Origin of the sequence: Klenkia sp. PcliD-1-E (assembly GCF_024124375.1) — a bacterium.
In the GTDB taxonomy this organism is placed as follows: Bacteria; Actinomycetota; Actinomycetes; order Mycobacteriales; family Geodermatophilaceae; genus Klenkia.
Genome location: NZ_JAMXRZ010000071.1, coordinates 1 through 22,286 on the forward strand (window position 1 = coordinate 1; position 22,286 = coordinate 22,286).

At 74.8% G+C, this 22,286-nt stretch carries 23 protein-coding genes and 1 tRNA gene; 8 read left to right on the forward strand and 16 right to left on the reverse strand.

Going from position 1 to position 22,286, the window contains the following annotated elements; all coding sequences use genetic code 11:
* The 6 genes from NH342_RS24260 to mca form a co-directional block, all read right to left on the reverse strand.
* Nucleotides 1–1,414 (reverse strand): HAMP domain-containing sensor histidine kinase (locus tag NH342_RS24260; RefSeq protein ID WP_253015584.1); only part of this gene is annotated, 1,414 nt, incomplete at its 3' end.
* Nucleotides 1,411–2,655, reverse strand: a complete 1,245-nt coding sequence (locus NH342_RS14485) for a geranylgeranyl reductase family protein (protein ID WP_253015585.1) — start codon at nt 2,653–2,655, stop codon at nt 1,411–1,413. The genes NH342_RS24260 and NH342_RS14485, both read right to left, overlap by 4 nt.
* Nucleotides 2,656–2,721: 66 nt before the next feature.
* Nucleotides 2,722–3,372: a hypothetical protein gene (locus tag NH342_RS14490; protein ID WP_253015586.1), complete on the reverse strand. Its 651-nt coding sequence runs from the start codon at nt 3,370–3,372 to the stop codon at nt 2,722–2,724.
* 83 nt (nt 3,373–3,455) lie between these two features.
* The gene (locus tag NH342_RS14495; RefSeq protein ID WP_253015587.1) at nt 3,456–3,974 is read right to left on the reverse strand and encodes a phosphate-starvation-inducible PsiE family protein; all 519 of its coding nucleotides are present in this window, start codon (nt 3,972–3,974) and stop codon (nt 3,456–3,458) included.
* A gap of 34 nt (nt 3,975–4,008) precedes the next feature.
* Entirely contained in the window at nt 4,009–4,329 is a 321-nt protein-coding gene (locus tag NH342_RS14500) for a hypothetical protein (RefSeq protein ID WP_253015588.1), read from the reverse strand.
* On the reverse strand, nt 4,326–5,213 hold the full coding sequence (gene mca, locus NH342_RS14505) for a mycothiol conjugate amidase Mca (protein ID WP_253015589.1): 888 nt from the start codon (nt 5,211–5,213) through the stop codon (nt 4,326–4,328). The genes NH342_RS14500 and mca overlap by 4 nt, the downstream gene beginning before the upstream one ends.
* A gap of 151 nt (nt 5,214–5,364) precedes the next feature.
* On the opposite strand from mca, the gene greA reads away from it, so the two are divergent.
* Together greA and NH342_RS14515 are read left to right on the forward strand one after the other, a co-directional pair.
* Nucleotides 5,365–5,868: a transcription elongation factor GreA gene (gene greA, locus NH342_RS14510; RefSeq protein WP_253015590.1), complete on the forward strand. Its 504-nt coding sequence runs from the start codon at nt 5,365–5,367 to the stop codon at nt 5,866–5,868.
* Between the two features lie 8 nt (nt 5,869–5,876).
* Entirely contained in the window at nt 5,877–6,239 is a 363-nt protein-coding gene (locus NH342_RS14515) for an RNHCP domain-containing protein (protein WP_256480370.1), read from the forward strand.
* Nucleotides 6,240–6,361: 122 nt separating this feature from the next.
* On the opposite strand, the gene NH342_RS14520 is transcribed toward NH342_RS14515, so the two are convergent.
* The 4 genes from NH342_RS14520 to ilvA form a co-directional block, all read right to left on the reverse strand.
* A complete protein-coding gene (locus NH342_RS14520; RefSeq protein ID WP_253015592.1) occupies nt 6,362–8,434 on the reverse strand; it encodes a M3 family metallopeptidase in 2,073 nt (690 codons plus the stop codon).
* A gap of 59 nt (nt 8,435–8,493) precedes the next feature.
* Nucleotides 8,494–9,303: an ABC transporter permease gene (locus NH342_RS14525; RefSeq protein ID WP_253015593.1), complete on the reverse strand. Its 810-nt coding sequence runs from the start codon at nt 9,301–9,303 to the stop codon at nt 8,494–8,496.
* The gene (locus NH342_RS14530; RefSeq protein ID WP_253015594.1) at nt 9,300–10,280 is read right to left on the reverse strand and encodes an ATP-binding cassette domain-containing protein; all 981 of its coding nucleotides are present in this window, start codon (nt 10,278–10,280) and stop codon (nt 9,300–9,302) included. Before NH342_RS14530 ends, NH342_RS14525 begins: the two co-directional genes overlap by 4 nt.
* A gap of 116 nt (nt 10,281–10,396) precedes the next feature.
* Nucleotides 10,397–11,620, reverse strand: a complete 1,224-nt coding sequence (gene ilvA / locus NH342_RS14535; RefSeq protein WP_253015595.1) for a threonine ammonia-lyase — start codon at nt 11,618–11,620, stop codon at nt 10,397–10,399.
* Nucleotides 11,621–11,687: 67 nt separating this feature from the next.
* Here ilvA and NH342_RS14540 point away from each other — a divergent pair, with 67 nt between their 5' ends.
* The 5 genes from NH342_RS14540 (at nt 11,688) to NH342_RS14560 (ending at nt 18,117) form a co-directional block, all read left to right on the forward strand.
* On the forward strand, nt 11,688–13,121 hold the full coding sequence (locus NH342_RS14540) for a sigma 54-interacting transcriptional regulator (protein WP_253015596.1): 1,434 nt from the start codon (nt 11,688–11,690) through the stop codon (nt 13,119–13,121).
* A gap of 2 nt (nt 13,122–13,123) precedes the next feature.
* Nucleotides 13,124–15,115, forward strand: coding sequence for a VWA domain-containing protein (locus NH342_RS14545; RefSeq protein ID WP_253015597.1), 1,992 nt, complete (start codon nt 13,124–13,126; stop codon nt 15,113–15,115).
* A gap of 145 nt (nt 15,116–15,260) precedes the next feature.
* Nucleotides 15,261–15,707: a GNAT family N-acetyltransferase gene (locus NH342_RS14550; RefSeq protein ID WP_253015598.1), complete on the forward strand. Its 447-nt coding sequence runs from the start codon at nt 15,261–15,263 to the stop codon at nt 15,705–15,707.
* A 103-nt stretch (nt 15,708–15,810) separates the two neighbouring features.
* The gene (locus NH342_RS14555; protein ID WP_253015599.1) at nt 15,811–16,827 is read left to right on the forward strand and encodes an SGNH/GDSL hydrolase family protein; all 1,017 of its coding nucleotides are present in this window, start codon (nt 15,811–15,813) and stop codon (nt 16,825–16,827) included.
* A gap of 69 nt (nt 16,828–16,896) precedes the next feature.
* Nucleotides 16,897–18,117 carry an acetyl-CoA C-acetyltransferase gene (locus tag NH342_RS14560; RefSeq protein WP_253015600.1) on the forward strand — a complete coding sequence of 407 codons (1,221 nt, stop codon included), beginning with the start codon at nt 16,897–16,899 and terminating at the stop codon, nt 18,115–18,117.
* A gap of 72 nt (nt 18,118–18,189) precedes the next feature.
* Here NH342_RS14560 and NH342_RS14565 read toward each other — a convergent pair whose 3' ends face one another.
* From NH342_RS14565 to NH342_RS14575, 3 genes are all read right to left on the reverse strand, one after another.
* A complete protein-coding gene (locus NH342_RS14565; RefSeq protein ID WP_253015601.1) occupies nt 18,190–19,035 on the reverse strand; it encodes a Bax inhibitor-1/YccA family protein in 846 nt (281 codons plus the stop codon).
* A 132-nt stretch (nt 19,036–19,167) separates the two neighbouring features.
* Nucleotides 19,168–19,241: transfer RNA gene (locus NH342_RS14570), tRNA-Leu, on the reverse strand.
* The gene (locus NH342_RS14575) at nt 19,232–20,011 is read right to left on the reverse strand and encodes a uracil-DNA glycosylase (protein WP_253015602.1); all 780 of its coding nucleotides are present in this window, start codon (nt 20,009–20,011) and stop codon (nt 19,232–19,234) included. Before NH342_RS14575 ends, NH342_RS14570 begins: the two co-directional genes overlap by 10 nt.
* Nucleotides 20,012–20,051: 40 nt before the next feature.
* Here NH342_RS14575 and NH342_RS14580 point away from each other — a divergent pair, with 40 nt between their 5' ends.
* Nucleotides 20,052–20,357 carry a DUF4235 domain-containing protein gene (locus tag NH342_RS14580; RefSeq protein WP_253015603.1) on the forward strand — a complete coding sequence of 102 codons (306 nt, stop codon included), beginning with the start codon at nt 20,052–20,054 and terminating at the stop codon, nt 20,355–20,357.
* Between the two features lie 2 nt (nt 20,358–20,359).
* Here the strand turns inward: NH342_RS14580 and NH342_RS14585 are convergent, their stop codons facing one another.
* The 3 genes from NH342_RS14585 to NH342_RS14595 form a co-directional block, all read right to left on the reverse strand.
* Nucleotides 20,360–21,304: a Ppx/GppA phosphatase family protein gene (locus NH342_RS14585; RefSeq protein ID WP_253015604.1), complete on the reverse strand. Its 945-nt coding sequence runs from the start codon at nt 21,302–21,304 to the stop codon at nt 20,360–20,362.
* Nucleotides 21,301–21,810 carry a DUF501 domain-containing protein gene (locus NH342_RS14590; protein ID WP_253015605.1) on the reverse strand — a complete coding sequence of 170 codons (510 nt, stop codon included), beginning with the start codon at nt 21,808–21,810 and terminating at the stop codon, nt 21,301–21,303. Before NH342_RS14590 ends, NH342_RS14585 begins: the two co-directional genes overlap by 4 nt.
* A gap of 31 nt (nt 21,811–21,841) precedes the next feature.
* A partial coding sequence (locus NH342_RS14595) for a septum formation initiator family protein (RefSeq protein ID WP_253015606.1) occupies nt 21,842–22,286 on the reverse strand: 445 nt, incomplete at its 5' end.

Sequence of the window (22,286 nt, forward strand, 5' to 3'; positions counted from 1 at the left end):
CGCCGCCGGTGGCGGCACGCCCGGCCACTGCGTCGCCGTCGTGCGCCCGCGCGAGCTCCCGCACGATCGCCAGCCCCAGGCCCATCCCGCCGTCCCCGGGCCGGCGGGAGGACCCGCCGCGGCGGAAGCGGGTGAACACCTCCTCCGGGGGGACGTCGCCGAACCCCGGCCCGTCGTCGGCCACCTCGAGGACGACGTCGCCCCCCACCGAGGTCACCCCGAGCTCGACGCACCCGCCGTCGCGCAGCACCGCGACCGCGTTGGCGACCAGGTTGTCCAGGATCTGACCGACCCGGGTGCGGTCGCAGACCAGCGCGGGGAGGTCGCCGTCGGGCTCCCGGGCGACCACCCGCACCCCGGTGCCGGCTGCCGCCCGCGTCCCCCGCTCGGCGGCCTCCGCGACGAGGTCGGCCGGTTCGCAGACCGTCAGGTGCAGCAGGTCGGCCCCGCGGTCCCCGGCCCCGAGCAGCAGCAGACGCTCGACGAGCGCGGCCAACCGGTCCATCGACGCGCGGGTCGCCAGCAACCCGGGCAGGCCCGCCCACCCGTCGTCGCGAGCCCGGGCCTCCAGCAGCTCGAGCTCGACACCCAGCGCGCCCAACGGGGTGCGCAGCTCGTGCGCGACGTCGGCCAACTGGTCCTGCCGCTCGCGCAGCGCGGCGTGCAGCTGCCGGACCAGCGCGTCCAGCGTGCGGGTCAGCCGTTCCAGCTCGTCCCCGGTCGGCGGGATCCACAGCCCGACGTCCTCGTCGCGCACCCGCACCTGCTCGGCGGCCCGCCGGACGCGTTCCACCGGACGCAGGGCGGCGCCGGCCAGCAGCCACGCCCCGAGGCCGCCGAGCAGCGCGGCCGGCACCGCGGCCAGCAGCACCAGGGCACGCGCCTCCTGCACCGCGGTGCGGTTCGGGGTGAGGGAGGCGCCGACCACCACGACGACGTCGTCCCCGTCCCGCGTCGTCGCCGGGCCGGCCGCGACGGAGGTCGACTGCAGCCCCGGCCCGACCACCTGCGTACGCACCACGCCGGTCCGTGCGGCCGCCACCTGGTCGGCGTCCAGCAGGGCCGGGATCCCCGCGGGCAGGCTCAGCACCAGGGCGCCGGTGCCGTCGACGACCTGGGTCAGCTGCTCGGCGGAGGGCAGCACCCCGTCGGACCGGGTCGGCCCGGGGAGCCCGTCGAGGGGGCCATCCGACACCGCCAGCCGGGCCTGCGAGAGACGGTCGAGCAGGGCGTCGGCCACGCGGGTGTCGAGGCGGGCATCCAGCAGGTGCACCGCGCCAAGACCCACGCCCACGACCAGCACGGCGCAGACCAGGGCCGAGGACAGCGCGGACCGGGCGCGCAGGGAGCGCGGCAGCCACCGCGTCGTCCACCGGCGCGGTGGTGCGCCCGGCCCGTGACCGGGCGGGCTCACCGGACTGCCACGTCCGCGGCGGGGAAGGGCGGCCGGTCATCCAGCCGCACGCTGAGCCGGCCGGCCAGCCGCCACGCCCGGGCGACCACGTCGCGGTCGGACTCGGTGACCAAGTTGCCCATCACCCGCAGCGCCACCGTCATCAGCGCCCGCGAGCGCATGCCGACCGGGCCGGCGGCGGGCAGCAGCCGGGGCACGGTGAGCAGGCCCGCGAGCCGGCGGGCGATGGAGAACGCCTCGCCGTAGTGCCGTCGCAGGGTCGCCGGCCACGCCAGCGTCCAGTCGGCCTCGTCGAGCAGGCCGGCCAGGGTGCGGCCGGTCTCCATGCCGTAGTCGATGCCCTCGCCGTTGAGCGGGTTGACGCAGCCGGCGGCGTCACCCACCAGCGCCCAGTTGCGGCCGGCCACCCCCGACACCGCCCCGCCCATCGGCAGCAGCGCCGACGCCGGGGCCCGGACGTCGCCGGTCAGCTGCCACTCCTCGCGGCGGCTGTCGGTGTAGTACTGCAGCAGCGGCTTGAGCTGCACGCCGGCGGGCCGCTTCGCGGTGGCCAGCGTGCCGACGCCGATGTTGACCTCACCGTCCGAGAGCGGGAAGACCCAGCCGTAGCCGCTCAGCAGCTCGCCCTCGGTGCCGCGCAGCTCCAGGTGGCTGGAGATCCACGGGTCGTCGCTGCGGCCGCTGGCCACGTAGCCGCGGGCGGCCACGCCGTAGGCGGTCTCGCGGTGCCACTCCCGCCCGAGCACCCGGCCCAGCGGCGAGCGGACGCCGTCGGCGACGACGAGCCGGCGGCATGAGACGGTGCGGCCGTCGGCGAACCGGACGGCGGTGACCCGGTCGCCGTCGCGCTCGACGTCGACCGCGCGGGCCCCCTGCATGCCCCCCGCGCCGTCGTCGAGGGCGACCTGCCGGATGCGGGCGTCGAGCTCGGTGCGCGGGACGGCGCTGCCCCGGTCGGGCAGCGAGCCGCCGGGCCAGGGCAGCAGCAGTTCCTGCCCGAACCCGGCGGCCCGCAGACCCCGGTTGGTGCCGTGCGAGCGCACCCACTCCCCCAGGCCGAGCTGGTCGAGCTCGGCGACCGCCCGCGGGGTGAGACCGTCGCCGCAGGTCTTGTCGCGGGGGAAGGTGGCGGCGTCGGCGAGGACGACGTCGTGCCCGGCGCGGGCGGCCCAGGCGGCCGCCGCGGATCCGGCGGGGCCGGCGCCCACGACGAGGACGTCGGTGCTCTCGGTGCTGCTCACGCCACCAGTGTCCCTGGTGCGCGACGGAGTGCAGGCCGCGAGGAGACCCCGCAGCCTGCACTCCGCTCAGCCGAGCTGCGGGCCCTGGGCCCGCACCTCCTCGACCGAGGCCATGGCCGCTCGGAGCTGGGTCAGCCACTCGTCGGCGTGCTGGCCGACCAGCCGCACCGACCAGACCAGGGCGTCGCTGCGCGAGCGGGCGACCCCGGCGTCGACGAGGGTGTCCAGGACCAGCCGCTCGCTCTGCCGCAGCCGGGTCATCACCGGGGCCGACACCGTGGTGAACAGCTCGGTGACCTCCCCGCAGGTGGCGCCCCAGGAGACCGTGCGCCCGAAGCGCTCCTGCGCGGCCGCGGCGATCTCGACCCGCTGGGCCCGGGTGTCCTCCCGGAACCGGGCGATGCGGCCGGCCGCCGCCGCGGCGGCGTCGTCGGTGCCCTCGGGTGCGGGCACGGTGACCACCACGGTGATCTCGTCCCGGTCGACGGTCAGCTCCGGGGCGGCCGCCGTCCAGGCGTCGGGCAGCCGGCCGGCGAACCAGCCGGCCACTTCGGCGCGGTCGACCGGCGGCGGGGCGTCGGCACCGCGTCCGCGACCGGGGCCGCCGGGCCCGCGGCGCCCGCCGCCGCGGCCGGGGAAGCCGCGGCCGCCACCGGCGAAGGCGTCGGCGAAGGGACCACCGCGGTGGTGGGGGTGGGGGGTGAAGGGGGGACGCATGGCGCTCTCCTGTCGTACGGAGGGCCCGCGGATCGGGTCCTGCTGCGCAACACAGTAATCATGTAATGCAGGAAGCACCAGGTTCACCCGGCGGCGCGCTCCGGGTCGGCCGCGACGTTCTCGCCCTCGTCGGGCTCGCGCTCCTTGCGCCGGAGCAGCAGCGAGGTGACGCCGAGCAGCAGGACCAGCACGCCCAGCACGCCGATCTCGACGATGCGGTCGGCGAACCCACCCGTCCCCACGGCGCCCGCGGCCTCGACGCTGAGCACCACGATCTCCTTGATCGAGGCGATGATCCCGACGAGCAGGAACGGCTCGGCGATCAGCTCGCGCTTCTCGACCGTCGTCCGGACGGCGAACAGCAGCTCGACGACGATGAACACCAGCAGCAGGACGTCGAGCAGCTCGAGCACCGGGGTCTCGCTGACGTCGCTGATCAGCGTCCAGGTGCTCTTCCCGGCCAGCACCAGCAGCACCAGGGCGGTGACGACCAGGAACAGCGCGATGCCGGCGTAGACGACGTTCTCGGCGTACTCGAGCACCCGGGTGCCGAGTCGGCCGAAGCCGGGTGGGTGCTGCTCGTCGTCCTTGCGCGCGGCCACGACGCGATCATGGGGCCTGGCTGTGAGCCACGCCTCAGGGAGCTGTGGCCGACCCCTCGTCCGGGTCGGTACGCCGCGGCGGCTCGATGGCCCGGGGCTGCCGGCGCAGGGTCTCCAGCAGCTGGTCGCCGGGCCGCGGCTGGAACAGCTCCGAGGCGTCGTCGGGGACGACGACCGCGGGCGGCTCGGGCTCGAAGCTGCGCGGCACCCGCTTGAGGTGCTTGCCCATCGATCGGCCCAGCACCAGGATCGCGACCAGCAGGACGACGGTGAGCAGCAGACCGAGCGGGCCGGACTTGCCGACGTCCTCGGGCAGCTGCTGGTCGGCGGCCAGGACCAGGAGACCGGCGGTCACGGGACCGTCACCTCGCTGCGGATGCCGGCGAACAGGTCGTCCTCGGGCAGGGTGCTGTCGACCAGCGAGCGGGCCAGCTCGAAGTCCTCGGTCGGCCACACCCGCTGCTGCAGGTCCATCGGGGTGGAGAACCAGCGACCGGTGGGGTCGATCTGGGTGGCGTGCGCGATGAGTGCCCGGTCGCGGATGCCGAAGTACTCCCCGCAGGGCACCCGGGTGGTCACCCGGTGGGAGATGTCCTTGGCCGGGTCCCAGTTCGCCAGCATCTCGGCGTAGGGGGACTCCAGGCCCGCAGCCAGCATCGCCTCGTGGATGGCCTTCGTGCGGGGCAGCGTGAAGCTCATGTTGTAGTACAGCTTGCTGACCTGCCACGGCTCGCCGAGGTCGGGGTAGCGCTCGGGGTCACCCGCGGCCTCGAAGGCGTGCACCGAGACCTCGTGGGTCTTGATGTGGTCGGGGTGCGGGTACCCGCCGCGCTCGTCGTAGGTGGTCATCACCTGCGGACGGAACCGGCGGATGAGCGCGACCAGCGGGGCCGCGGCCTCCTCGGTGGGCACCAGGGCGAAGCAGCCCTCGGGAAGCGGCGGCAGCGGGTCACCCTCGGGCAGACCCGAGTCGACGAAGCCGAGCCACTCCTGCCCGACACCGAGGACCTCGCGGGCCGCGGCCATCTCGGCCGCGCGGATCTCCGGCAGCCGCTCGAGGACGTCGGGCCGGTCCATCGCCGGGTTGAGCACGGAGCCGCGCTCGCCCCCGGTGCAGGTGGCCACGAGGACGTCGACGCCCTCGTGCACGTACTTGGCCATGGTGGCCGCACCCTTGCTGGACTCGTCGTCGGGGTGGGCGTGCACCGCGAGCAGGCGCAGCTGGTCGGCGTGGGTCACGTCCCCATGGTCCCACCCGGGCGAGGGGGACGGCGCCGCCCCCGGGTCCCGCTGCAGGTGCGCCGGCCCACAGCGGGGTGTTAGCTTGGCCGTTCGACCGCAGCCGCTCCCCTCACCGGGGGGCGGCTCTTGAGTTGTAGGAGCCGTGATCGTGTCCACGACCGACGAGCAGGACCAGGGCATCTGGCTGACCCAGGAAGCCCACGACCGGTTGAAGGCCGAGCTCGACGAGCTGGTCGCCGGGCGGCCCGCCATGGCTGCCGAGATCAACGCCCGCCGCGAGGAGGGCGACCTCAAGGAGAACGGCGGCTACCACGCGGCCAAGGACGAGCAGGGCAAGCAGGAGGGTCGCATCCGCCAGCTGACCGACCTGCTGCGCAAGGCCCGGGTCGGCGAACCCCCGAAGACCGCCACCGACGCCGCCCTCGGCACCGTCATCACCATCGCCTTCGACGGCGACGAGGACGACACCGAGAAGTTCCTGCTGGGTTCCCGCGAGATCGCCGGCACCACGGAGCTGTCGGTGTACTCCCCGGAGTCCGCGCTGGGCTCGGCCATCATGGGCGCCAAGCCGGGCAGCTCGGTCACCTACACCGCGCCCAACGGCAAGGAGATCACCGTCAAGGTGCTCGCCGTCGAGCCCTTCGTGCCCTGAGGCGCACGCTGGACGAGCACGACGTCGACGACCCCGGGGGCCAGCGCCCCCGGGGTCGTTCGCGTCGGCGGGAGAACACGACCTTCGCCTGCGTGCACTGCGCCCGCACCGTCCCCGCGAACACCGACGGGCACTACCGCAACCACTGCCCGTTCTGCCTGTGGTCGCTGCACGTGGACATCGTGCCCGGGGACCGGGCGTCGACCTGCCGGCAGGCCATGCAGCCGATCGGGCTGGTCGAGAAGTCGGGCAAGGGCTGGCAGGTGGTGCACCGGTGCACCACGTGCGGCCACCGCCAGCCCAACCGCCTCGTCCGTGACGGCGAGTCCCCCGACGACCTGGACCTGGTGCTCGCCCTGCCCTGGCTCTGAGACGGCGATCCTCCGGACCGCACCGCGGCCACGTACCGATCCAGCTACGACGAGCGCGTCCGATCGCCACCGGCGGGAGGACTCCGTCCCCCGCACCGGCGGCGACCAGGGCTCCGCCCGTGCTACCCCAGGCCGCGGCGGGCCAGGAGCGGGGCCGGGTCGGGGTCGTGGCCCACGACGTCGCGGAAGGCCCCGATCGGGTCGACCGAGCCGCCGCGGGAGAGCAGCTTGTCCCGGAACGCGGCGCCGTTGGCCCGGGTCAGCCCGCCGTTGGCCTTGAACCACTCCACGGTGTCGGCGTCGAGGACCTCCGACCAGATGTAGGAGTAGTAGCCGGCCGCGTACCCGCCGGAGAACACGTGCTGGAAGTACGTCGTCCGGTACCGCGGCGGGACCAGGTCGTAGGCCACGCCGGCCTCCTGCAGGGCCGCCGCCTCGAAGGCCAGCGGGTCCTCGACCACGGTGTCCGGGCCGATCCGGTGCCAGGCCTGGTCGAGCAGCGTGGCGGCCAGGTACTCCAGCGTGGCCTGCCCCTCGCCCCACAGCGCCGCGGCCTCGATGGCCGCCACGACCTCGCGGGCCAGCGGCTCACCGCTGTCGGCGTGCCGCGCGTAGTGGTCGAGCACCTCGGGCCACAGCGCCCACATCTCGTTGACCTGGCTCGGGAACTCCACGAAGTCCCGCGGCACGCTGGTGCCGGAGAACCGCGGGTAGGTCACAGCGGAGGACAGCCCGTGCAGGGTGTGCCCGAACTCGTGGAACAGGGTCGTGACCTCGTCCAGGGTCAGCAGCGTGGGCCGGCCGGCCGCCGCGCGGGTCACGTTCATGACGTTGAAGACCACCGGCGTGGTGCCCATCAGCCGGGACTGGGTCACGAACGAGCTCATCCACGCCCCGCCGCGCTTCCCGTCGCGGGCGAAGAAGTCACCCAGGTACAGACCGACCGGCTCCCCCGCGGCGTCGGCGACCTCCCACACCCGGACGTCGGGGTGGTACCCCGGCAGGTCCGGCCGGGGGGTGAAGGTGTACCCGTAGAGCAGCCGGGCGGCGTGGAAGACGCCGTCGACCAGCACCCGGTCCAGCTCGAACCAGGGCCGCAGCGCGGTGGTGTCGACGGCGTAGCGGTCCCGGCGCACCTGCTCGCTGTAGTACGCCCAGTCCCACGGGGCGAGCTCGACGCCGTCGGCGGCGGCCAGCTCACCGAGCACCTCGCCCTCGGCGCGGGCGTTGCGCACCGCCGGGGCGACCAGGGTGGACAGCAGCTCGTCCACGGCCGCCGAGGTCCGGGCGGTCTGGTCGGCGGCGACCAGGTCGGCGTGGGTGTCGAACCCGAGCAGCCGGGCGCGGACCGCCCGCAGGTGCGCGATCTCGGCGGCGACCGGCCCGTTGTCGTGCTCCCCGGACGACGCCCGGGTCACCGAGGCCTCGTGCAGCCGGCGGCGCAGCTCGCGGTCGTGCAGCTTGGCCATCGCGGGCTGGCCCGAGGGCAGCACGAGGGTGAGCAGGTAGCCCTCGCGCCCGCGGTCGGTGGCGGCGACCCCGGCCGCCTCGACCTCGGCGTCGGAGAGGCCGGCCAGCTGGGCCCGGTCGGTCACCAGCACCGCCGCGGCCTCGGTGGCGACCACCAGGTTCTGCCCGAACGTGGTCGACAGCCGGGACAGCTGCTGGTTGAGCTCGCGAAGCCGTTCCCGGCCGGCGTCGTCGAGCCGGGCGCCGGAGAGCACGAAGTCCAGGTGGTAGCGCTCGACCAGGCGCACGGCCTCGGGGTCCAGGCCGTGGTCGCCGGACCGCACCCGGTCGTGGACGGCGTCGATCCGGGCGAACAGCTGCGGGTCCAGACGGAGCGCGTCGGAGTGGGCAGCGGCCAGCGGGGCGACCTCGCGCTCGATCTCGCGCAGCCGGTCGGAGGAGTTCGACGACGACAGCGCGTAGAACACCGCCTGCGCCCGGCGCAGCAACGCCCCGGACCGCTCCATCGCCACGACCGTGTTCTCGAAGGTGGCCGGCTCCTCGTCGCCGACGATGGCCGCCACCTCCGCCCGCTGCTGCGCCATGCCGACCAGCAGCGCCTCGCGGCAGTGCTCGAGGGTCAGGTCGGGGAAGGGCGGCAGCCGGTGCGGCAGCGGCGAGACGTCGGCCAGCGGGTTGTCGGCGGACAGGGCGGTGGGGGCGGGCTCGGCCGCGGGCGTGCTCATCACCGCCCAGTCTCCGCCTGCCGCATCGCAGGCCGTCGGGTGGGCGGGCCGCGGTGGGGTCAGCGGGTGGCGGTGCGCAGGTAGGCCCGCACGGCCAGCGGCACGAAGACCGCCAGGATCACGGCCGCCCAGATCAGCGTGTACAGCGCGGGGTGCTGCAGCGACCAGACGTCGGGCACCGGGGCGCTGGCCGGCTGGTTGCCGAACAGCTCCCGGGCGGCCTGCACGACCGCCGAGACCGGGTTCCACTCGGCGAAGGTGCGCAGCACCGACGGGAAGGTCTCCAGCGGCACGAAGGTGTTGGCCACGAAGGTCAGCGGGAAGATCACGATGAAGCTGGCGTTGTTGACCACCTCGGGCGTGCGGACCAGCAGCCCGACCAGCGCCATCATCCAGCTGACCGCGAAGGCGAAGACCAGCAGGACGAGGAAGCCGGCCACCGCCTCCAGCGGCGAGCTGGTGATCCGCCACCCCACGACCAGGCCGGTCAGGGCCATCACCAGGATCGAGATGGCGTTGAGGCCCAGGTCGGCGACGGTGCGGCCGATGAGCACGGCCGACCGGGACATCGGCAGTGACCGGAACCGGTCGACCAGGCCCTTCTGCAGGTCCTCGGCGATGCTCGCGCCCGTGGTGGTGGACCCGAAGACCACGGTCTGGGCGAAGATGCCCGGGAGCAGGAACTCCGCGTAGCTGATCCCGTCGGGCAGGCCGCCGATGGCGCCGCCGAAGACGTAGCGGAACAGCAGCACGAACATGATCGGCGACAGCGTGGCGAACACGATCAGGTCCGGCACCCGCTTGACCTTGATCAGGTTGCGGCGGGTGATGACCACGCTGTCGGACAGCGTGTGGGACAGCGCGCTCATCGGGCCTGCTCCTCGGTGGCGGAGTCGGGATCGGCGTCGTCGGCCGAGTGGCCGGTCAGGGTGAGGAAGACGTCGTCGAGGTCGGGCCTGCGCAGGCCGACGTCGAGCAGTTCGACGCCGCTGCCCTCGAGCAGCCGCAGCGCCTCGGCCAGGGTGGCCGCGCCGCCCTTGACCGGGAGGGTGAGCCGCCGGGTCTGCTCGTCGCGCTGCGCGTCGTCCACGGCCAGCGGCCGCAGCAGCTCGGCGGCGCGGGCCAGCCCGTCCACCGAGCCGACGGTGAGCTCCAGCCGCTCCCCGCCGACCTGGGCCTTGAGCTCGTCGGCGGTGCCACGGGCGATGACGCTGCCGCGGTCGATGACGACCATCCGGTCGGCCAGCCGGTCGGCCTCCTCCAGGTACTGGGTGGTCAGCAGGATCGTCGTGCCGTCGCTGACCAGGTCGGCGATGAACTCCCACATGCCCAGGCGGCTGCGCGGGTCGAGGCCGGTGGTGGGCTCGTCGAGGAAGAGGACCTGCGGGCGGGCGATGAGCGAGGCGGCGATGTCGAGCCGGCGGCGCATGCCGCCGGAGTAGGTCTTGGCCGGCCGGCGGGCGGCGTCGGTGAGGTCGAACCGCTCCAGCAGCTGGCCGGCCCGCGCCCTGGACTCCTTCGTGCCCAGCCGGTAGAGCCGGCCGACCATCTCCAGGTTCTCCTCACCGGTGAGGTACTCGTCGACCGCGGCGTACTGCCCGGTCAGCCCGATCACCGAGCGCACCCGGTCGGCCTGGCTGACCACGTCGAGGCCGGTGATCTCCGCCCGGCCGCCGTCGGGCCGCAGCAGCGTGGACAGGATGCGCACCACCGTGGTCTTGCCCGCCCCGTTGGGGCCCAGCAGGCCCAGCACCGTGCCGCGGGCGACGGTCAGGTCGACCCCGTTCAACGCGGTGAAGTCGCCGAACTTCTTGACCAGCCCCTCGACCACCACGGCGTCGCTCATGACCGGCACCGTAGGGCCAGCCACCGACAGATCTCGTGCACGTCCGCTCCCACCTGCTCCGGTCCCTGGTCACCAGGATCGTCAGGGGGACCGCCGCGGCGCGCAGGACTCATCGCTCAGCCGGAGGTGACCGCGTACCCCTCCCGCTCGAGCGCGCCGACGACCTCGCGGGCGTGGTCGGGGCCGCGTGTCTCCAGCACGACGGCGATCTCCACCTCGCCGAGGTCCAGCTGCGCCGTCGTCCGCTCGTGCTCCACCGAGAGCACGTTCGCCGACACCGCCGCGAGCTCGCGCAGCAGCCCGGCCAGGGAACCGGGCCGGTCGGGTACCCGGACGCGCAGCGAGAGGTAACGGCCGGCGGCGGACATGCCGTGCTGCACCACCTTGAGCATCAGCACGGGGTCGATGTTGCCGCCGGACACCACGGCCACGACCGGGGCGGCGAACGCCCCGGGGTCGGCCAGCACGGCGGCCACCGCGGCGACCCCGGCCGGCTCGACGACGAGCTTGGCCCGCTCCAGGCAGAACAGCAGTGCCCGGGACAGCTCGTCCTCGCTGACGGTGCGGACCTCGTCGACCAGCCCGGCGACGTGGGCCAGGGTCAGGTCGCCGGGCGCGGCGACGGCGATCCCGTCGGCCATCGTCGACATCATGGCCAGTGGTACCGGGACCCCGGCCGCCAGCGACGCCGGGAACGCCGCGGCCATCTCCGCCTGCACGGCGACCACCCGGACGTCGGGTCGACGCGCCTTGACCGCGGCGGCGATCCCGGCCACCAGCCCGCCGCCACCGGTGCACACCACCACGGTGGCGACGTCGGGGCACTGGTCGAGCACCTCCAGGCCCACGGTGCCCTGCCCGGCGATGACGTCGGGGTGGTCGAACGGGTGGATGAACACCGAGCCGGTGCGGTCGGCGAACTCCCTGGCCGCGACGAGGGGTGCGGTGAGGGAGTCCCCGAGCTGGTGCACCACCGCGCCGTACCCGCGGGTGGCGGCGAGCTTGGGCAGCGGTGCGGACTCGGGCATGAACACCGTCGCCGCAGCACCGAGCTCGCGGGCGGCCAGCGCCACCCCCTGGGCGTGGTTGCCGGCGCTGGCGGCGACCACCCCGGCAGCCCGCTCCGCGCCGGTCAACCGGGCGATGCGGGTGTAGGCGCCGCGGATCTTGAACGACCCGGTGCGCTGCAGGTTCTCGCACTTCAACCACACCGGCCCGCCCACGCGCTCGGCCAGCGCACGGGAGTGCTCCAGCGGGGTGCGCCGCACGACCCCGGACAGCAGCGCGGCGGCGGCCTCGACCTCGGCGCCGGTGACGAGGGGGACGGCGGGTTCGCTCACCCCCCGATCCTGGCACCCGGTCCGCGGGCACCCCCGGATGTCGCACCGCCGTCGTACCGTGAGTGGGGTGACGGAGACCCCCGCACCCACGACCCTCGGCGAGCTGCGCGCCAGCGGTGCCACCCCCATCGGCGTCAAGGCCGAACTACGGAAGAACCTGCTCGCCCGCCTCGCGGCCGGCGCGACCACCCTGCCCGGCATCGTCGGCTTCGACGACACCGTGCTGCCCGAGGTCGAGCGGGCGCTGATCGCCGGCCACGACCTGGTCCTGCTCGGCGAGCGCGGCCAGGGCAAGACCCGCCTCATCCGCACCCTGGTCGGCCTGCTCGACGAGTGGACGCCGGTGCTGGTCGGCAGCGAGCTCAACGAGCACCCGCTGGCCCCGGTCAGCGTCTGGGCCCACCGGCAGATCGCCGAGCACGGCGACGCCACCCCGGTCGGCTGGCTGCACCGCAGCGACCGGTTCGGCGAGAAGCTGGCCACCCCCGACACCAGCGTCGGCGACCTCATCGGCGACGTCGACCCGATCAAGGTGGCCGAGGGTCGCACGCTGGGCGACCCCGAGACCGTGCACTACGGCCTGGTCCCCCGCACCAACCGCGGCATCTTCAGCATCAACGAGCTGCCCGACCTGGCCGAGCGGATCCAGGTCGCGCTGCTCAACGTGCTCGAGGAGCGCGACATCCAGATCCGCGGCTACCGGGTACGGCTGCCGCTGGACCTGCTGCTGGTCGCCAGCGCCAACCCCGAGGACTACACCAACCGCGGGCGGATCATCACCCCGCTCAAGGACCGCTTCGGCACCGAGGTCCGCACGCACTACCCGATCGAGCTCGCCGACGAGATCCGGCTGCTGCACCAGGAGGCGCAGACCAGCTGGCTGGGCGGGGACGCCCTGGACACCCCACTGGTCCCGGCGCACCTGGTCGAGATCATGGCCCGGTTCACCCGGTTGGTGCGCGAGTCCAGCCAGGTCGACCAGCGCTCGGGCGTCAGCGCCCGGTTCGCCATCGCAGGGCTGGAGACCATCGCGGCCTCCGCCGTCCGCCGGGCCGCCGTGGCCGGCGAGGCCCGCCCGGTCGCCCGGGTGGTCGACCTGCCCGCCGTCGTCCCGGCCAGCCGCGGCAAGGTCGAGTTCGCCGACGCCGGCTCCGACCCCGAGGACGAGCGCGAGCTCGAGGTGCTCGAGCACCTGCTCCGGCAGGCCACCGCGCAGACCTTCCGGGCCCGCTGCGGCGGGCTGGACCTGACCGGGCTGCAGGAGCACTTCGCCGGCGGCGAGGTCGTGGAGTCCGGCGACCTGGTCAGTGCGCCCGAGCTCATGGGTCAGGTCGGCACGGTGCCCAACCTGGCCCAGCTGCTGGGCCGCCTCGGCGTCCCCGAGGGCGAGGAGTCCGCGGAGCAGGCCGCCGCGGCCGTCGAGTTCGCGCTCGAGGGCCTCTGGCTGACCCGCCGGTTGGCCAAGGACACCGACGGCAACCGCACGGTCTACGGGAGCTGACGGTGCCCCGGGGACGACGCGGGTACCGCTACGGGCGCTGGCGCGGCGGGGCCGACCCGCTCGCCCCGCCCTACGACCTGGGTGACGCCGTCGACGCGATCGGCGACCAGGTGCTGGCCGGCAGCAGCGTCCGCGAGGCGCTGCGCGACCTGCTCCGCCGGGGCCTGGACGGCCGGCGCGGGCTGGACGACCTGCGCCGGTCGGTGCGCGACCGGCTGCGGGAGGCCCGCAGGGCCGGCGCGATGGACGGCACGCTGCAGGAGGTCCGGGAGCTGCTGGACAAGGCCCTGGAGGCCGAGCGGCGCGAGCTGTTCCCCGACCCCGACGACGCCGCCCGGCTCGCCGAGGCCGAGCTCGACGCGCTGCCGCAGGACACCGCGGGTGCGGTGCGGGCGCTCAAGGACAAGCAGTGGCGTTCCCCGGAGGCGGCGCAGGCCTACCGGCAGATCCAGGACCTGCTGCAGAAGGAGGTGCTGGACAGCCAGTTCCAGCACATGAAGCAGGCGCTGCAGCAGATGAACGCCGCCGGCGAGGACGGCAACCAGGCGGTCAAGGACATGGTCGCCGACCTGTCTGCCCTGCTGGACTCGCACAACCGCGGCGAGGACACCGACCAGCAGTTCGCCGACTTCATGGACCAGCACGGGCAGTTCTTCCCGGACGACCCGCAGACCGTGGACGAGCTGGTCGACTCCCTCGCCCGGCGGGCAGCCGCGCAGCAGCGCATGATGGCCGGCCTCTCGCCCGAGCAGCGGGCCGAGCTGGGTGAGCTGATGGGCCAGGCGATGCAGGACATGGGCCTGGCCAGCGAGATGGCGCACCTGAACGACGCCCTCCGGCAGGCCCGCCCCGACCTGCCCTGGGGTCGGCCCGGCCCGGTGCCCGACGGCGCCGAGGGGCTGGGGCTGGGCGACGCCACGACGGCGGTGGCGGAGCTGGCCGACCTGGAGGCGCTGTCCAACCAGCTCTCCCAGGGCTACGCCGGCGCCAGCCTGGCCGACGTCGACGAGGAGCTGGTCGAGCGGGCGCTGGGCCGCTCGGGCGTCGACGACCTCGCGGCGCTGCGCCAGCTCGAGCGCGAGCTCGAGCGGCAGGGGCACCTCACCCGCACCGAGGGCAAGCTCGAGCTCTCGCCCAAGGCGGTGCGCCGGCTGGGCGCCACGGCGCTGCGCCGGGTGTTCGCGCAGCTGGACGCCACCGGGCGCGGGGAGCACGACGTCGCCGACGCCGGTGCGACCGGTGAGCTGACCGGGGCCAGCCGCGAGTGGCGCTTCGGCGACGAGCAGCCGCTGGACGTCGTCCGCACCGTGCGCAACGCCGTGCTGCGCACGGCCGGCGACCCCACCCCGGACGGCGACCGCCGGGTGCGGATCGCGGTGGAGGACTTCGAGGTGGTGGAGACCGAGCGCCGCACCGGCGCCGCGGTCGCGCTGCTGGTCGACCTGTCGTACTCGATGGCGCTGCGCGGCACGTGGGGCGCGGCGAAGTCGACGGCGATGGCCCTGCACTCGCTGGTGACCACCCGCTTCCCGCAGGACGCCATCGAGATCATCGGGTTCGCCTCCACCGCGCAGGTGCTGCGCCCGGAGACCCTCGCCGAGCTGAGCGTGGACACCCTGCAGGGCACCAACCTGCAGCACGGGCTCATGCTGGCCCGCCGTTTCCTGGCCAGGCACCACGACGCCGAACCCGTCGTGCTGGTGGTCACCGACGGCGAGCCCACCGCGCACCTGGAGGACGACGGCACGCCCTACTTCTGCTGGCCGCCGATGCCGCAGACGATCGCCAAGACCGTCGCCGAGGTGGAGCGGGTCGCCCGGTCGGGGGCGACCATGAACGTGTTCGCCCTGGACCCGGAGCCGGCGCTGGTGCGGTTCGTGCACGACATCACCGCCCGCGCCGGCGGGCGGGTGTTCCTGCCCGATGGCGACCGCCTCGGCGAGTACGTGGTCGCAGATTACCTGCGCGCCCGTAGGGGGCGGCGTAGCCGTTAGGCGCGGCGCAGGGTGCCGGCCCGCGCGGAGCGTGGGTCGGGGGGCGCCGGGTCCTTCTGCTGCGCGCCCGTAGGGGGCGGCGTAGCCGTTGGGCGCCGGGGGCCTTCTGCCGGGGGCGCCGGGCGCGCTGGGGGAGACTGCCCGGGTGAGCACGGTCAGGGTCGAGCGCGTCGAGCCGGAGGCGACCTACGAGTTGCGGTCCCGGGTGCTGCGCCAGGGCCGCGCCGTCCAGATCACCGGCGACGAGGCGCCCTCGACCGTGCACCTGGCCGCGGTGACCGACGAGGGCCGGGTTGTCGGCGTCGTCCGGTTCCACCCGCAGGTGTGCCCGTGGCGGGACACCGAGTACGCCTGGCAGCTGCGCGGGATGGCCACCGACCCCGATGTCCGCGGCCTCGGGGCCGGCCGCGCGCTGGTCGCCGAGGGCCTGGTGCAGATCGCCCGGGCGGGTGCCGACCTCGTGTGGTGCGACGCCCGCGAGGCGGCCGTCGGGTTCTACGAGAAGATCGGGTTCACCGTGGTCAGCCCGCCCTACGACATGCCCCCGGTGGGCATCCACCTGGGCATGGTGCTGGACCTGCCGATCAGGTGACCGGCACGGGGGCCGTCGGCCACGGGTGCACCCGGCGGGGTTAGCCTCGGCCGGCGGGCCGGAGGACCGGCGCACCACGACGGGACGACGGAGGCGGTGGCGAGTGAGCCGGGCGAGCAGGGCACGACGTCTCGCCACGGCAGCCGCGTACGGCGGAGGCGGTCTCGGCGTCGTCGGCGCCGGTCTGGCCACGTTGCTGCGCGAGGAGGCCCGCCGGGCCCGGCGCCGGGTCGAGTCCCGGACGGCCAAGGCCGACCCGCCCACGGGCGAGGGCCGCTACGGGCACTACCGGGGTGCGCCCGTGGTGCTGGCCGTGCTCGGGGACTCCAGCGCGGTGGGGCTCGGTGTCGACCGGGCCGACCGGACGCCCGGCGTCCTGGTCGCCTCCGCCCTCGCCGAGCTCGCCGAACGACCGGTCCAGCTGGTCAAGGCGGCGGTGTCGGGGGCGCGCTCGGAGCACCTGGCCGAGCAGGTGGAGCGGGTGCTGCCTGCCGCGCCCGACGTCGCGATGATCATGATCGGCGCCAACGACGTCACCGCCCGCGCCAAGCCCGCCCACGCCGTGCGCGACCTCGCCGCCGCCGTCCGCCGGCTGCGCGAGGCGGGGTGCGAGGTGGTCGTCGGCACCTGCCCGGACCTGGGCACCATCCGCCCCGTGGCCCAGCCGCTGCGCACCCTGGGCCGGCGGTGGAGCCGGCAGCTGGCCGCCGCGCAGACGATGGCCGTGGTCGCCGAGGGCGGCCGCACCGTCTCCCTGGGCTCGCTGCTGGGCCCCACCTTCGCCCGCGACCGGACGATGTTCTCCCCCGACGAGTTCCACCCGTCGGCAGCCGGCTACGCCGCCGCGGCGGCCTGCATCCTGCCCTCGGTCGCCGACGCGATCGGGGTCTGGCCCGCCGCGGCCGACCGCGGGTTGCGCAGCCTGCGCCGCGACAGCGTCCGCCCGATCGCCCGTGCGGCCGCCAGCGCCGCCGGCCGGCCCGGCACCGAGGTCCAGCCGGCGTCGGTCGACGGATCCGACGCCGGCCCGCGCGGGCCGTGGGCGCTGCTGCGCCGCCGGCGCCCGCAGGACCTGCCCGACGTCGCCGCGGTGGCCACCACCGGCCCTACCGATCGGTAACCCCCGGGGTACGTTCGGCGGCAGACCCGACGCCACCACGCGGGTGGCGCCCTCACCGTGGAGGTCCCCGTGCCCGAAGCCGTCATCGTCGCCGCCGCCCGCTCCCCGATCGGCCGAGCGTTCAAGGGGTCGCTGAAGGACCTGCGCCCCGACGACCTGACCGCGACCATCGTCCGAGCCGCGCTGGACCAGGTGCCCTCGCTGGACCCCCGCGACATCTCGGACCTGGTGCTGGGCTGCGGCCTGCCGGGAGGCGAGCAGGGCTTCAACATGGGCCGGGTCGTCTCCGTGCTGCTCGGCATGGACCACCTGCCCGGGACGACGATCACCCGTTACTGCTCGTCGTCGCTGCAGACCACCCGGATGGCGATGCACGCCATCAAGGCCGGCGAGGGCGACGTGTTCGTCTCCGCCGGCGTCGAGATGGTGTCCCGGTTCGCCAAGGGCAACTCCGACGGCCTGCCCGACACCGAGAACCCGGTGTTCGCCGATCGCAAGGCGCAGGTCGCGCAGGTGGCCGAGAACGGCGCGGACTCCTGGACCGACCCGCGCGAGGACGGCGGCATCCCCGACGTCTACATCGCGATGGGGCAGACCGCGGAGAACCTGGCGCTGCTGAAGGACGTGTCCCGCCAGGAGATGGACGAGTTCGCCGTCCGGTCGCAGAACCTGGCCGAGAAGGCCATCGCCGACGGTTTCTGGGAGCGGGAGATCACCCCGGTCACCACCCCCGACGGCACCGTCGTCAGCGCGGACGACGGCCCGCGCGCGGGCACCACCCTGGAGGGCATCTCCGGCCTCAAGCCGGTCTTCCGGCCCGACGGCCGGGTCACCGCGGGCAACGCCTGCCCGCTCAACGACGGCGCCGCGGCGCTGGTGGTCATGAGCGACACCAAGGCCGCCGAGCTGGGCATCACCCCGCTGGCCCGGATCGTGTCCACCGGCGTCACCGGCCTGTCGCCGGAGATCATGGGCTACGGCCCGGTCGAGGCGTCGAAGCAGGCGCTGGCCCGGGCCGGGATGACCATCGACGACATGGACCTCGTGGAGATCAACGAGGCCTTCGCGGCGCAGGTGATCCCGAGCTACCGCGACCTGGGCATCGACATCGACAAGCTGAACGTGCACGGCGGCGCGATCGCCGTCGGCCACCCGTTCGGCATGACCGGTGCCCGGATCACCGGCACGCTGCTCAACGGCCTGCGCTCCACCGACGGCACGTTCGGCCTGGAGACCATGTGCGTGGGCGGCGGCATGGGCATGGCGATGGTGCTCGAGCGCCTGAGCTGACCCGCCCCCGAGACGGACCGAGGCCCGGCCCCCTGACGGGGACCGGGCCTCGGTGCGTTCGTGCGGGTGCGGCTACTCGCGGAAGTAGCTGAGCAGGCGCAGGATCTCCAGGTACAGCCAGATGACCGTGACCAGCAGGCCGAAGGCGATGTACCAGGCGACCTTGGGCTGCACGCCGCGGCGGATGGCCTCGTCGGCCATGTCGAAATCGAGCAGCAGCGAGAACGCCGCGACACCGATGACGACGAGGCTGAAGACGATCGCGACCGGGCCGCCGGAGCGCAGGCCCAGGCCGTCACCGCCACCGATCAGGGCGGCGACGAGGTTGACCAGCATCAGGGCCAGCACACCGAACATCGCGCCGACGATCCAGCGGGTGAGCTTCGGGGTGACCCGGATGGCGCCGGTCTTGTAGACCACCAGCATGCCGAAGAAGACGCCGAACGTGCCGATGACCGCCTGCGTGACGATGCCCGGGTAGTAGGCGTTGAACGCCTCGCTGATCGCCCCGACGCCGACACCCATGAGGGCGGCGTAGGCCAGCGTCGCGACCGGGTTGGCGATCTGCTTGAACGAGATCACCAGGCCGACGACGAACGCGACCAGGACGGCCGGCAGGGCCAGCCCCATCGCGGCCTGGCCGGGGACGGCCCAGATGGCGGCGGCGGCCAGCACGGTGACCAGGAACGAGATCCCGGTCTTGCTGACGACGTCGTCCATCGTCATGTACTGCTGGCCGGTGGCCGCGTACGGGTTCTGCTGGTACGGCGACTGCTGCGGGGCCTGCTGGCCCCACGGCTGCGGTGCCCCGTACTGCTGCGGGCCCGGCTGCGCGTAGCCCTGGTTGCCGGACTGGGCACCCGGGCCGTTGGGGGCGCCGGGGAAGCCCCGGCTGAAAGCCGGGTTGCTGCTGGGCATCGTCATCTCCTCGAGGTGACTCGGTCGGGTGCGTGGGCGGGCACGGAGCCCACCCACTCATCGGTGACAACGCCGGTGCTCCCGGATCAGTTCCTGGGGGTTCCCTGGGCGTCACCCGGTCGTGGTCGTCGGTGCCCCCGGTGGGGCTCGAACCCACACTCGGACCCTTTTAAGGGGCCTGCCTCTGCCGGTTGGGCTACGGGGGCCCGGCCCCATCCTGCCCGGCGAGCTCGACGGCCCGACCGACCACCGCGTCCAGCATGGGCTCGGTGAGCCGGCCGGTAAAGGTGTTCTGCTGGCTGACGTGGTAGCTGCCGAGCAGGGTCAGCGGTCCCCGGGGCCCGTCCAGGGTGACCTCGGCGCCGTGGCCGAACCGGGGTCGGGGCCGGGGCAGCGGGTAGCCGGCCGCCGCGAGCACGGGCAGCAGCGCGGACCAGCCGAACCCACCGAGCACCAGGGCCACGCGCAGCTGCGGCAGCAGCGCGAGCTCCCGGGCCAGCCAGGGCGAGCAGGTGTCCCGCTCGGCCGGCGTCGGCGCGTTGTCCGGTGGCGCGCACCGCACCGCCGCGACCACTCGGCACCCGGTCAGCTCCAGGCCGTCGTCGGCGGCCACCGACGTCGGCTGGTTGGCCAGGCCCGCCCGCCACAGCGCGGCGAAGATCCAGTCCCCGGACCGGTCGCCGGTGAAGACCCGCCCGGTCCGGTTGCCGCCGTGCGCGGCCGGCGCGAGCCCGACGACGGCGATCCGGGCGTCGGCCGGGCCGAGCCCCGGCACCGGCCGGCCCCAGTAGACCTGGTCGCGGAAGGCCGCCCGCCTGGTGACGGCGACCTCCTCGCGCCAGCGCACCAGGCGGGGGCAGGCCCGGCAGCCGCACACGCGCTCGTCGACCGACGGGAGGTCCGGTGCCGACCGGGCCGCCCGCACGACGCCGGCCGGGGTGCGGGTGACGGGGTAGCCGTCGGCATCGCGCGCCATCCACCCAGCAGAGCACAGCCGCCCGGGCGATGATCCCCCGGTGGCGAAGAAGCAGAAGGTGAAGACCCCGGCGCTGTACAAGCTGCTGGGCCCGGCACTGGCCGTCCCGACCGGCATCGTGGTCAAGAAGGTCGCCGACCAGGCGTGGATCGCCGTCCGGGGGACGCCGCCGCCGAAGAACCCCGACGTGCCCGGGGTGAGCTGGGGCGACGCGCTGGCCTGGGCCGCGGTGTCCGGTGTCCTGGTGGCCTTCGGCCGGTTGTTCGCCGCGCGCGGGGCCGCGAAGGCCTACACCGCGCTGACCGGCAAGTACCCGGCCGGGGCCAACGCCGACAGCGCCGCCTGACCTCAGCGCAGGCTGAGGGCGATCCCGTCCAGGATGTCGTGCTCGCTGACGACCACCTCGTCGACCGCGAAGGCGTCCATCACCACCCGCAGCACCAGCGACCCGCCGCCGATCACGTCGACCCGGCCGGGGTGCATGACCGGCAACGCGGCGCGCCGGGCCCGGGTGGCGGTCAGCAGACCGGCGGTGACCGACCGGACGGCGCCGACCGGGATGCGGGAGCCGTGGATGACCTCCGCGTCGTAGGCCGGCAGGCCGAGGGCGAGCGCGGCGACCGTGGTCACCGACCCGGCGAGGCCGACCAGGGTGGCCGCCTCGTGCACCGGGACCTCGGCGACGACCTGGGCGAGGGCGGCCCGGATGTCGGACTCGGCGCGCTGGACCTCGTCGGGCGTCGGCGGGTCGCCGTGCAGGTGCCGCTCGGTCAGCCGGACGCAGCCGATGTCCACCGACCGGGCCGCCCGCACGCCGTCGGCGTCCCCGAGCACGAACTCGGTCGACCCGCCGCCGATGTCCACGACCAGCCAGGGCGGCGCGGGCGCGGCCGTGCCGTGCGCCGCGGCGGCCGCGGCGAGCGACCCGGTGGCGCCGGCGAAGGACAGCGCGGCCTCCTCCAGCCCCGGCACGACGTCGGGCAGCTGACCCAGCACCGACTGCACCATGCCCTCGAAGTCGGCCCGGTTCTCGGCGTCGCGGCTGGCGCTGGTCGCCACCATCCGGGTCCGCTCGACACCCAGCTCCCGGGCCTGCGCCGCGTACTCGGTGAGCACCGTGCGGGCGCGCTCGACCGCCTCGGGCGCCAGCCGGCCCGTGGCGTCCACGCCCTGGCCCAGCCGGACCACCTCCATCCGGCGCAGCACCTCGACCGGCCCGCCGGCCGGACCGACGTCGGCGACGAGCAGGCGCAGCGAGTTGGTGCCGCAGTCCACGGCCGCGACCCGGGTCACGCGGACCCCTCCTGGTCGGTCGGCAGGGCGCAGGGACCGTGTCGCCACCACTCCCCCATCCCGGCCAGTGCCCGGTCCCCGACCGGGTTGACCCCGGGCCCCGCGGCGAGGGAGTGCGCGGCGAGCGCGTGCAGGCACTTCACCCGGTCGGGCATGCCACCCGCGCTGGCCCGGGTGGGCAGCACGTCGACGGCGTCGCGGGTGGCCAGGAAGGACTCGTGCGCCCGGGTGTAGGCGGCGGCGAGCTCGGGGTCGGTGGCGAGGTCGGCCTGCCACTGCTTCATCGCGCCGGCGGACTCCAGCCGGCTGGCCGCGGCGGAGGCGCGGGGGCAGGTCAGGTAGTACAGCGTCGGGAACGGGGTGCCGTCCTCGAGCCGGGGCGCGGTCTGCACCACGTCGGGCTGGCCGCACGGGCACCGGTGGGCCACGCCCACCAGGGCGCGCGGGGACCGGCCCAGCTGGCGGGCGACGACCTCGCGGTCGCGGTCGCTGACGGGTTCGCTCACCCGCCGGATTGTTCCAGCCGGGGTGCCGGCATCAGCCGTCGGCGGTGGCGATGGACTCCAGCAGCCCCTCGTACCAGGGCGGCTGCGCCGCGTCCTGGGTGGCGTCCGGGGTCTGCGCGGGCTGCTCGCCCTCGGTGACGGTGCCGTCAGCGACCACCACCACCCGGTCGCCGGGCAGCACGAAGTTCAGCCGCTCCCGGGCCTGCTGCACCACGTACGCCGGGTCGGACTGCCGGTCCAGCTCCGCCTGCAACTGCTGCTGGCGCAGGGACAGGGCCTGGTTCTCCGCGGCCAGCTCGGCGAGCTCCTGACGGCCGGCGACGTAGCTGCGCACCGGCCCGGCGAGGGTCAGCAACAGGACGAGCACGAGGACACCGAGCAGCACCGCGCGCCCGGTGAGCAGCGGGGTGCGGCCGGCGGTGGTGGCGGTGCGGGCCGGACGGCGGGTGCGCCGCCGTCCCTGCCGCGCGTCGGCG